Here is a 3,429-nt window from a genome sequence, read left to right as displayed (position 1 = left end):
CTGCTCGACGAGATAGATGACCTCGGGACGGTTCTCCACGAGTCGGTCGACGAGTCCGGCCTCCACGTCGTCACCCAGTCCTGCCTCTGCTCGCTTGAGGATTCCATCATCGAGCGCTTCGAGGAGTACAATACCCTGTACCAGCCGCCGACGATTCACCGACAGGGGTGGGAACACTACACGGTCATCGCCTTCGATGAAAGTGACGTTCGGGACCTGCTCAACGACCTCGAAGCCGACCGCGATATCGAGGTACTATCGAAGACCGCCATCACGGAACAGGCGATTCCCCACAGCATGCTGGCGCCCGTCGACCGACTGTTCGAAGCCGTGACCGACCGGCAGTTGGCGGCACTCCGGTTGGCGCTCGAAAGCGGCTACTACGAACAGCCGCGGAAGACGTCGCTCCGGGACCTGGCCAAGAAAACCAACGTGGCCCGGTCGACCTACGAGGAACACCTGCGAAAGGCCGAGAACAAGCTCCTCACGAACGCTGGACAGTTCCTGCGACTGGTGACGGCAGGGTCGACGGCGGACCCGCTGGGCGTGGTTGATTCAGGGCGGAGCGAACAGGCCGCCGACTGAGCGGCACCGACTCGGAAACCTCAGTGGCTTCGTCCGTCGGCGCGGGCCGAGGCGCTCTCCCGGGCCGGCACCGCCGGTTCCTCGCCGTCGAGCCGTCCCACGAGGTCGCCCGCGTAGCCGAACTCGTTCTCGTAGCCGTAGGCCGAAAGCAAGATGGGATAGAAGGGGAACTCCGCGTGGAGTGCCTCGCCGTCGACGGCAGCGAAACGCTCGCCCTCGGCGACCCGCTCGAAGTTGTCGACGAACACCTCGTACTCCTCGCCGTCCGGTTTGGGAATCTGTCGTTCCATCCGGAAGACGGGCAGGCGGTGGTCCCGATGCGGCTGTTCGGACCCGGCCAGAACGCCTCTCGCGACGAGGAACTCTCGGGCCAGTCGCTTGGCGTTCTCGGTGGCGGCCGCCGACCGCTGGATGCCACACTCCAGTTCGACGACGTCGGGGTAGGCGATGAGGCGGCCGGTGCTGTACCCCGCCGTCTCCACGACGGCCTCGACCGAGAGGTAGGAACATACCGAGCGGGCGTGGCCGTCCATCTCGTCGACCAGGGCGAAGGGAGCGGCGTAGGACTGCGTCGAGTGGAGCGAGAGGATTTCACAGCCGCGAATCTCCGTAAGGAGGTCGTGGGCCAGCCGTCCCTCATGGGTGTCGGCGTCGGGGTCGCCCGGGAAGGCGCGGTTGAGGTCCTCCTCGACGTAGCGGACGCCCGCTTCGAGGGCCCGCTCGTTGGCGATGATGAGTTTTACCGGGCGTTCGACGTCGAAGTCGGCATCGAGAAGCGCCTCGACGGCTCTCGGGCCGCACGGCTCGTCGCCGTGAATCCCACCGACGATCGCGACCTCCGGTTCGCCCTCTCCCAGCGTCTCGACGCGCATCTATTCGGTCATAGCGGAGCAGGGTGTATGAACCCCGCGCTTCGGCACGTATGCCAACACGCAACACCTCGGCGATAGCCTTTTTATACTGGTCCACACACGGGGAACAACGGCAGGCGACTGATGACCCGATAACAGCTCTTCTCCGCGTCAGAACCGCTCATCGACCACCGAGAAGCCACGCCTGTCATGAATCCACCACGAGACGACGTTCCCGAACGGTATCGTTTCGACCTGTCCCGTATTTACGAGACGCCCGCCGACTGGACGGACGCCTGCGAGGACTTCCGTGAGGAGATAGCGACGCTGGAAGCACTCGCCGACGTGGACATCGAGGAGGCCAACGATCTCCGTGCCCTCCTCGAAACGACCGAGGACGCCCATCGCCAAAAACAACGGCTCGGCCTCTACGCGACGCTCGCACGCGACATCGCGACGGACGACGACGCGGCCGCCGACCGACGGCGGCGATTCGAGACACTAGATGCCGACTTTACTGCCGCCGTCGACGCGGTCCGCTACCGCCTGGCCGCGACCGACCGCGATACGCTCGATGCCGCCATCGACGCTCTCGACGAGTACCGCCGGTACGCCGAGGACTTCCGCGAGCAGAGTCGTTACGCGCTCGACCCGTCCGTCGCCGAAACGGTCGCCGCCTACGAGAAGACGACCGACACGCCGACGAACATCGTTCGCGCCGCGTCGACCGAGGATTTCGACGCCGACCCCATCGAAGGGCCGGACGGCGACCAGGTCGAAATCACGAGGGGGAACTACATCTCCGAACTCGCCGACCCCGACCGCGAGTACCGACGCCGCGTCTACGAGACGTTCCGGGCCGAGTTGGACCGCTTCGAGGCGACGATAACCGAGGCCGTCGCCGGCAAAATCCGTGCTGCAGGGGCCGACGCCGAGGTTCGCGGCTACGAGTCGGTCCGCGACCGGGCGCTTCGGCGACCCTCCTATCCCGACTCTGGCCTGCGCTGTCGACTCCTCGAAGAGGTCCACGATACCATGTTGACCTCGGTTCGTGAGAACCTCGACTCCTACCACCGCGCCCTTCGAATCCGCCGCGAGCGACTGGGCGTCGACGCGCTCCGACCGTGGGACCGCCGCGTCTCGATTGTCGACGCCGACCCGCCGACGGTCGACTACGACGAAGCCCGCGAACACATCCTCACGGCCCTCGAACCGCTCGGCGAGGACTACGTGGAGACGCTCGAAGCGTTCTTCGAGGACCGCCGAATCGACGTCGTCCCCACGCAGTCCAAGCGGACCGACATCACCGCCTACTGCCCCTCGTCGGCCGCTGACGGCGCCTATATCCTCGCCAACTTCCGCGAGGACGTGCGCTCGACGTACATCCTCTGTCACGAACTCGGCCACGCGATGCACGTCGAACAGCACCGCTCCGGGCCGACTCGATACGCGACCGCGCCGCGTCCGATGAGCGAAGTGCCGTCGCTGCTGCACGAACTCCTGTTGACAGACCACTTCCTCGACGTCGGTGGGCCGCTGGCAGCGGCCGCCCGGAACCGCGTCGTGAGCCTCCTCGCTGGGAACCTCTTCCGGGCAGCCAGGCGCTCGGCGTTCACTCACGAAATCGTCACGACCGTCGAGTCTGGCACGGAACTGACGCCGACACGGGCCCGTAAGGCGTGGGCCGATCTGCAATCCGAGTTCGAACCGCTCGTCGAGTTCGACGACCGGGCGGGCCGCAACTGGCTCTACGGCTGGACGCGCGAACTCTACAGCAGGTACCAGTACGTTCTCGGGGCCGCGGGCGCGCTGGCCGTCCGTGACGCGCTGCGGAACGGCCCCCTGACGACCGACGAATACCGCTCGGTGCTGGCCGAGACGGGGCGCCGTTCGTCGGTCGAGACGTTCCAGCGATTGGACTGTGACCCGACCAGCGAGGCCTTCTACGAGCGTGCTGCGGGCGTCTTCGACGGCTATCTCGACCGGCTGTGAG

At 66.1% G+C, this 3,429-nt stretch carries 3 protein-coding genes; 2 read left to right on the top strand and 1 reads right to left on the bottom strand.

The window, feature by feature from the left end; genetic code table 11:
* The coding region (locus V5A53_RS13880; RefSeq protein WP_332314212.1) for a helix-turn-helix domain-containing protein at window positions 1-585 on the top strand (585 nt) is incomplete at its 5' end.
* A gap of 20 nt (window positions 586-605) precedes the next feature.
* Here the strand turns inward: V5A53_RS13880 and V5A53_RS13875 are convergent.
* Window positions 606-1,457, bottom strand: a complete 852-nt coding sequence (locus V5A53_RS13875; RefSeq protein WP_332314211.1) for a succinylglutamate desuccinylase/aspartoacylase domain-containing protein — start codon at window positions 1,455-1,457, stop codon at window positions 606-608.
* Window positions 1,458-1,646: 189 nt separating this feature from the next.
* On the opposite strand from V5A53_RS13875, the gene V5A53_RS13870 reads away from it, so the two are divergent.
* Window positions 1,647-3,428 (top strand): M3 family oligoendopeptidase, encoded by a 1,782-nt coding sequence (locus V5A53_RS13870; RefSeq protein WP_332314210.1) that lies wholly within the window; start codon window positions 1,647-1,649, stop codon window positions 3,426-3,428.
* Window position 3,429 lies beyond the last annotated feature (1 nt).

The organism is Natronomonas sp., assembly GCF_036625485.1.
Classification (GTDB): Archaea; Halobacteriota; Halobacteria; order Halobacteriales; family Haloarculaceae; genus Natronomonas.
The sequence above is the reverse complement of the archived record's forward strand: the minus strand, read 5'-3'. Positions and strand labels throughout refer to the sequence as shown.

What these genes read in the sequence shown, in the direction of transcription:
- V5A53_RS13875 (WP_332314211.1), bottom strand. Translation starts at nt 1,457, where the DNA reads ATGCGCGTCGAGACGCTGGGAGAGGGCGAACCGGAGGTCGCGATCGTC.
- V5A53_RS13870 (WP_332314210.1), top strand. Translation starts at nt 1,647, where the DNA reads ATGAATCCACCACGAGACGACGTTCCCGAACGGTATCGTTTCGACCTG.